Source organism: Acinetobacter sp. AB03, assembly GCF_058107045.1.
Genome location: NZ_JBUEBA010000017.1, coordinates 1 through 7,223 on the forward strand (window position 1 = coordinate 1; position 7,223 = coordinate 7,223).

At 37.8% G+C, this 7,223-nt stretch carries 6 protein-coding genes; 3 read left to right on the forward strand and 3 right to left on the reverse strand.

The features are described 5' to 3' along the window. Positions 1–55: 55 nt before the first annotated feature. Positions 56–1,012, reverse strand: a complete 957-nt coding sequence (locus ACY3FQ_RS16855; RefSeq protein WP_085064994.1) for a MobA/MobL family protein — start codon at positions 1,010–1,012, stop codon at positions 56–58. A gap of 350 nt (positions 1,013–1,362) precedes the next feature. Here ACY3FQ_RS16855 and ACY3FQ_RS16860 point away from each other — a divergent pair, with 350 nt between their 5' ends. The 3 genes from ACY3FQ_RS16860 to ACY3FQ_RS16870 all read left to right on the forward strand — a co-directional run bounded on the left by ACY3FQ_RS16860 (position 1,363) and on the right by ACY3FQ_RS16870 (position 4,238). Then, positions 1,363–2,118: a hypothetical protein gene (locus tag ACY3FQ_RS16860; RefSeq protein ID WP_126039483.1), complete on the forward strand. Its 756-nt coding sequence runs from the start codon at positions 1,363–1,365 to the stop codon at positions 2,116–2,118. A gap of 581 nt (positions 2,119–2,699) precedes the next feature. After that, the gene (gene repM / locus ACY3FQ_RS16865) at positions 2,700–3,629 is read left to right on the forward strand and encodes a replication initiation protein RepM (protein ID WP_010117274.1); all 930 of its coding nucleotides are present in this window, start codon (positions 2,700–2,702) and stop codon (positions 3,627–3,629) included. Positions 3,630–3,707: 78 nt separating this feature from the next. Continuing rightward, positions 3,708–4,238 (forward strand): plasmid replication DNA-binding protein, encoded by a 531-nt coding sequence (locus ACY3FQ_RS16870; protein WP_044110747.1) that lies wholly within the window; start codon positions 3,708–3,710, stop codon positions 4,236–4,238. 232 nt (positions 4,239–4,470) lie between these two features. On the opposite strand, the gene ACY3FQ_RS16875 is transcribed toward ACY3FQ_RS16870, so the two are convergent. Both ACY3FQ_RS16875 and ACY3FQ_RS16880 read right to left on the reverse strand, forming a co-directional pair. Further along, on the reverse strand, positions 4,471–5,322 hold the full coding sequence (locus tag ACY3FQ_RS16875; RefSeq protein ID WP_002115246.1) for a universal stress protein: 852 nt from the start codon (positions 5,320–5,322) through the stop codon (positions 4,471–4,473). A 12-nt stretch (positions 5,323–5,334) separates the two neighbouring features. Further along, positions 5,335–6,822: a SulP family inorganic anion transporter gene (locus ACY3FQ_RS16880; protein WP_005146104.1), complete on the reverse strand. Its 1,488-nt coding sequence runs from the start codon at positions 6,820–6,822 to the stop codon at positions 5,335–5,337. Positions 6,823–7,223: the final 401 nt, after the last annotated feature.

Consider the following 7,223-nt stretch of genomic DNA (forward strand, 5'->3'; position numbering starts at 1 on the left):
ACACAATTTACAGTCCTACAGTCAGTTTACCTGACACAGATTTTTGTACGCTCTATCAAAATCCAAAACGAGGACCATCAAATCCTTTCGTTTTTTCTTGTGTCTGTTTCTGCTTTTCTTGCTCTAGTAACTTTTGCTTATTCAATTCTACCTCATAGTAGGGTTTGTACAGCTCATAACGATTTTCAGCTCTCAACCGATTAATTTCTACAATCATGTCCTGTTTTTGCTGATAGCGAACTGGATCACTTTCTTTGGCAAACCGCAGTGCCTTATTCATCATCGGCACATCTTGCAGATTAGTATCGTATTTTTTATTGTAATCCTCATTGGATAGACAACTCACCTCATTCGGAACCTCTACCTTTAGCCCTCTAATTTCAAGCACTTTGGTCGGTGCATAACGCTGTAAGCTGTCATTAATGAGTTCTTCAGTTTTTTGTCGGTACAACTGCAATTGTGCTTTGCCCATCCCTAATACATCGGCTGTTAATTTCTGAGCGCCCCCTTTCTCTGGCTGTTCAGGGTTATAACGCTTAAAAAACTGCTCAGGTGTTCGCTCTATTCCATCCACATGGCGTTCACTATAAATCAGATGCAAATGGGGTTGTTCTTGACCACCTAGACTACCAACATGATGATGGATAGCACAGCTATAAGGATATTGATAACGGTCAGCAAACTCTTGAATAAACTGCTCTGCCAATTCGATACGTTGTTCCGATGTAAGCTCTTTTGGTAATGCCACCACCAAACTTGAACAGACTCGACCATTTTTACGTTCATACAGATCCGAGGCCTGCCAAAATTCTTCCGGATTCCCCTCGGCAAAGCTCGGCATATTACCTGAGCAAACAAACTCAAGTTGTTCATGAACATGATCTTTATGTTGTGCAAATTGTGCAGTTCGAGTGATGTAGTGAAAGCGCTCTTTGGCCGTTCTAGGCTTGTTATTTTTACCACCTTTTTGGGGCGGATTTTTACTGTTGTGTTCAAGATTACAGAAGAACATATTTGCGTCTAGCCCTCACGTTATTTTTGATGTTGTAACGACACTTTTTTTGCAGCAACACACATTTTTGATGTTGTAACGGTAGATCGCTATTGCAGAAACAAATGTCAAAAATGCAGCAACAGTACTCTGATAGATACAAATCAATAACTTACGTCTCTAATGGCCTGCGGAGCACGAGGAGAAGTGTTTCTAATTCGATATAATTGCGTTAGTAATTATATCGAATTAGAAACACGGAAACGAGCTAATAAATTAAATAAAATGTTCCCACATTTTATTTAATTTATTCATGCCGCCATATGCTACTCTACTGATATCTGATTCATGTGTTTTTTGGGGTGCTGATCATGGTGAAACGAGGTCGTCCTGCTAAAGTTTTATCAAATGAAGATCTGATTCAATTGCAGCAGTTTTTAGAAAAATTACCGTTCCTAACAGAAATTCAATCTCATGTTTTAAGTTCATTATTATCTACAGAAAAATTTGATGAAGAGATATTCAAAAAGTTTAAAACTGTAGATCGCTATAGAGTGCTATATCAACAACGCCAAATCTTACTTGAACAGATCAAACTCAAAGCACATAACCAACAAAAACTAATGGACAATGAAGTTGAAATTTTAAGTTTGGCCCAACAAGATCAGGATCGAGACACCTGGTTTAGACTAGAGCGAGCCTTAGAGTCTTATCAAAAAATCCATAAGGCGGTTCTCAATGACCGTATACGCCTCGAAAATGAGCATAAACGCGAAGTTCTAAACAAATCGAGGAAAACCCTTACCGAAGCACAAATCAAGCGTAATGAGGAAAACAGACGCAAATATGAATTAGGTGGTGCAGTATTAGCAGCCTTTAAAAAATTGAATATTGATATTAGTTCGGAAACACCAGATCAAATCACCAATAGAATTGTCAATAACACTCAATTCGCATATAGCGTAAGAACAAGTAAAATATTTAAAGAGATTACTGAACAGAACAACAATTTTTTTAAACGACAAAATTTATTTCTTGATGTTCTTGAAGGCCTATCAACTTGGGAAAGTAATCATAAGAAACTATCAACGATAGAAATTGAAAAACACCAACATAAACATGAATAGTCCTGATTATTTCAACTTAGAGTCCCCATAGTTGAGCGAGTGTCTACGAGCGACACAATCAAAATTCGCGCCTAGACTCTCTGAAAAACCGCTTTTTAGGCTGCGAAGCCTAAATAAGCGTAAATCACATGCAGAAAATTGAGCCTAGACCGAGCGTAGCGAGTAAAAAAGCTCTATGAGCAAAGCGAATTCCGAGTTGTTTTTGCTTTTTGCTAATTCACGGAAACTTTAACCAAAAAATTGCCCCAACGAATCGAGCGAAAGCGAGATTCAATAGAGTTTGAGCGAAGCGAAAACCAAGGGCAATTTTTCATGATGTATGCTTTTAATTATTTTAAATGCTTTTAAATGCTTTTAACCAGCCTGAAAGCCTTGATACGAAATGGTTTCAGAGTCCATTAAACTAGGTTTATCGATCCATTAAACTAGGTTTATCGACCCATTAAACTAGGTTTATCGACCTTTAAAGCTAGGTTTATCGACCTTAAAGCTAGGTTTATCGACCTTAATAATTTAAATAGACACACTCATTTAAATAGTCTATTTTACAGACTAGTTTAATTAAAAATTTATTATTAGAAATGAGTGAATTAGTCGTTAAAGATAATGCCTTAATTCAGGCTAGCTATACGTTAGATACCGTTGAACAGCGATTAATTCTTCTAGCTATTGCTGAAGCCAGACAAACAGGCCATGGGATAACAGAAAATAGTTTATTGGAAGTACATGCCAGTAGTTATATAAATACGTTCAATGTTGAAAAGCATACTGCCTATACAGTCCTTAGAGATGCGTCAAAAAGCCTCTTTGATAGATATGTCACATACCATGACGTTAATCCTAAAACAGGTAAGGATCGTAGTTTCCATTGCCGTTGGGTTGATAAAATAGGTTATGAAGCTCAGTCAGGCATTGTCTTTTTAAGATTCACTCAAGATATCGTTCCTCTCATAACTAGGCTAGAAGAAAACTTTACTAAATATGAGTTACAGCAGGTTTCACGCCTAACCAGTTCTTATGCTATTCGGCTCTACGAATTGCTGATTCAATGGCGATCAGCAGGAAAGACGCCTGTGTTTGATCTGTCTATCTTTAGACAGCAATTAGGCGTTGAATCTCACCAATACAAAACTATGAGCAATTTCAAAACCTATGTTTTAGATTTCGCACTCAATCAAATAAATGAGCTAACCGATATAACAGCTAAGTATGAACAACATAAGAAAGGACGTACCATTTCAGGATTTTCGTTCACTTTTAGACAGAAAAAAAATGCCTCGAAAAAAGAAATTAAGAATGAAAATCTCTCAGATTTTTTCTCAAAAATAACTGATCCTCAACGTCACCTATTTGCCAATAAGCTCTCTAGACTATCTGAAATGAGCATTTACTCTCAAGGTACAGAAACCTTCGAACAGTTTGCTGTCCGCATAGCAGAAATGCTTAAAGACGCTCAAAAATTCGAAGAATTATTCCCTTATCTTCAAAAAGTTGGCTTTGCATCTGCCTAAAATTTAAACTTGATCATTTGTCTATTAGACAGTCTAATAGACAGTCTATTTTTACAAGTTTAGGCATAGGTTTACAGGATGAAAACCCTTACAGTTCTTGAACTTTCCAAGCTCTACAACATCAATAGACAAACGATTTACAACAACATAAAGAAAGGAATTTTAAGTAAAAATTCTGAGAATAAGATTGATCTAGCGGAAGCAATCCGTGTTTTTGGGGAACCCGTCAAAAAACAGGATGTAAAAGAATCTGTAAAAGTAGACAGTCCAAATTCGGCAGAAGTTTTACTGCTTAGACAGCAGATAGACATGTTGAAAAATCAGCTTGATGATGCCAAAGATCGGGAATCTTTCTATCAAAACCAAATTGAAACGATGCAACGCCTATTAGAAGCCCCAAAACCTAATATGACTACGTTTACCGATCAAGAATTAGTGCAACCCAGCATAGTCAAACCAGATCCCGAACCTGACACAGCAGAAGCTAAACATGACGGATTGACTACTCTGGAGCAGAGGGAAAATAAGCGGATTCCCGTACCGGAGCACGTTGAACAGGAGCCGGAGAAAAGAGGCTTTTGGAGCCGTTTTTTTAGACCCTATGATTAACCACGATTGTTTAACTGATATGAACAAAGTTGTGGAACATTGATCAAATAATAGGCGTGGAACGTGAAAAATCATAAAAAAAGCCCACCAGAGGGTATGTGGGCTAAAATCATGTAACTACAGCATTGATTTCTAAAGATAATTATAACGCATTTCGTATAAGGTGTATTATGTTAATTTTAGAAATTCTAAAAAAGGGATAGTTTTTAACTATCCCTTTATCTTGTAAAAATTATCTTAGTAATAATACTGGTTTTGTAGAACTTGATAACAATTTGGTCGTCGTACTACCAATAAAAAACTGGCGTATCTTTGAATGACCATATGCACCAATCACAATCATATCAATAACGTTTTTTTCTTGATAATCCAATATAGATTTCTCAACATCACCTTCAAGCACACTATCAATGACATCAAAACCATTATTTGCAAGTAGCTCTTTTGCCCAAGTGACTTGTGATGTCATATCACTATTTGGCTTACCAACATATACCACATGAGCTGTCAGGGTTTTTAATAAAGGGCTATTTGCAATTTTGTCTACACAAATACGTGCAGTAGGACTTCCATCAAAAGCAATTAAAAATGACTGAGGTGGACTAAACGGTGAGGATGTGATTAACACGGGTTTATGAAGAGCACGAACAACATTTTCAATATGGGTTCCAACTTTACTGGAATTGTGCTCGGTTTCAGTTCCATGCTTACCCATAACAAGAACTCGAATATCCTCTTCCATTCCCATGATTGTTTCTAAAAGACTGCCATGGCGTTGAAAGCTTTGAGCATCAATAGAGAACTTCTCCAATAGATAGTTTTTTGCTTCCCGAAGAAGAATTTGGCCATGCTCTAGCTCAATTTTCCCCTTACGTTCTTCCAGTTCAACCAACTCGTTTAGCAAGGTTTCTCGACTTCCTAGACCAATTGCACCACTTAAATCTTGTGGTGCTTTCGCTTTTGGCTTATCAATGACATGCAATAACTGAAGAGGTGAATTCAATTTATCGCTAAACCAAGCTGCATAATCACAAACGGTATTTGTTGCTAATGATCCATCAATACATGCAATAATTTTTGACATAATTCATCCCTCTTAGTGGCTATTTAAGCGATCTAAAGCATCTGGCTTATCATGGATACCAAACTTATCGACTAACGTTTTACTGGCTTCATTCATTCCAATCAGTTCGACTTCTGTTCCTTCACGTCTAAACTTAATGACCACTTTATCTACGGCAGCGACCGCAGACACATCCCAAAAGTGAGCCTGACTAACATCAATCACAACTTTTGAAAGTGCTTCTTTGAAATCAAATGCAGACGTAAATTTATCTGCCGAGCTGAAGAACACTTGACCCGTCACCGTATAAGTACGGGTACTTTCAGGTTCATTAAATTCGGACTGAATTGCCATGTAGCGTTCAATTTTGTTAGCAAAAAATAATGCAGAAAGAAGAACACCGACTAATACGCCATAAGCCAGGTTATGTGTGGCAACAACCACAACCACTGTCGCTATCATTACGATATTGCTAGAGAAGGGATATTGGCGAATATTGCGCAGTGAATCCCAGTTAAATGTTCCGATTGAAACCATGATCATTACGGCAACCAGTGCAGCCATTGGAATGACTTTGAGCCAGTCACTGATAAACACCACCATAATTAACAGGAAGACCCCCGCACTAAAGGTAGATAAACGGGTACGACCACCAGATTTCACATTAATAATTGATTGACCGATCATGGCACAGCCTGCCATTCCGCCTAAGAAGCCTGAAGCGACATTGGCAACGCCTTGTCCTTTACACTCACGGTTTTTATCACTGGTGGTATCTGTTAAATCGTCGACAATCGTTGCTGTCATCATAGATTCAAGCAAACCGACGGCTGCTAATCCCAGTGAATAAGGCAAAATAATAGCTAAAGTTTCAAGATTTAAAGGAATATCAGGAAGCAAGAAAATTGGAAGAGTATCTGGTAATTGCCCCATATCACCTACGGTTCTTACATCTAAACCAATGAACAAGGCAAAGAGCGTGAGGAGTACAATACAGATGAGGGGAGAGGGTAAAAGCTTGCCTATTACTGGGATATAGGGGAATAGATAAATAATGGCTAAACCACCAATTGTCATCGCATAGACATGCCATGTCACATTGGTGAGTTCAGGCAATTGGGCCATAAAAATTAGAATAGCCAAGGCATTCACAAAGCCAATCACAACCGACTTTGACACAAAGCGCATCAATGCACCTAATTTTAGATAGCCTGCTAGGATTTGAATAAATCCTGTCAAAATTGTGGCTGCTAATAAGTATTGCAGACCATGCTCTTTAACCAGTGTGACCATTAATAAAGCCATAGCACCAGTTGCAGCAGAAATCATCCCTGGACGACCGCCTACGAAAGAAATCACCACGGCAATACAGAATGAAGCATATAACCCTACCTTAGGGTCGACACCTGCAATAATTGAAAAGGCAATTGCTTCAGGAATTAGAGCCAAAGCAACAACAATACCCGCAAGAACATCCCCGCGAATATTGGAGAACCATTGTTCTCGAATAGTGGATAACATGAAAATAGCCTATTTTTTTAAATTTTAGGAAAGGCTAGTGATGTGATATATGACACACAAGCTACTACACCACATCACTAGACAGTGATGAGTTATTTACTGTTTTAAGAGATAAATAAACTTATGGTGGCGTAAGTGTCATATTAAGAAAGATATCTATTTTGGAGGGTTTCGGGGGCAATGATAGCAGTTAGGCCCTTTTCTATCCACCCTAACCGCAGTACTGAAGTAAAAGTAAGAATGATCATAGATAATTTTAGAATTGATTTATGTCCATTTAACATAATGGGCGTTATACGAAACGCATATAAAAATAGTTTTATATTTCAAAAAGTTATGTTATAAAAAATCGGGGACGCAAACCCGAAAAGCCGACTTGGAAACAAGTCGGCTTTTTTATG

Bases quoted from the DNA above. Each gene is read 5' to 3' on its own strand.
- ACY3FQ_RS16855 (WP_085064994.1), bottom strand. From the start codon at position 1,012: ATGTTCTTCTGTAATCTTGAACACAACAGTAAAAATCCGCCCCAAAAA.
- ACY3FQ_RS16860 (WP_126039483.1), top strand. From the start codon at position 1,363: ATGGTGAAACGAGGTCGTCCTGCTAAAGTTTTATCAAATGAAGATCTG.
- repM (WP_010117274.1), top strand. From the start codon at position 2,700: ATGAGTGAATTAGTCGTTAAAGATAATGCCTTAATTCAGGCTAGCTAT.
- ACY3FQ_RS16870 (WP_044110747.1), top strand. From the start codon at position 3,708: ATGAAAACCCTTACAGTTCTTGAACTTTCCAAGCTCTACAACATCAAT.
- ACY3FQ_RS16875 (WP_002115246.1), bottom strand. From the start codon at position 5,322: ATGTCAAAAATTATTGCATGTATTGATGGATCATTAGCAACAAATACC.
- ACY3FQ_RS16880 (WP_005146104.1), bottom strand. From the start codon at position 6,822: ATGTTATCCACTATTCGAGAACAATGGTTCTCCAATATTCGCGGGGAT.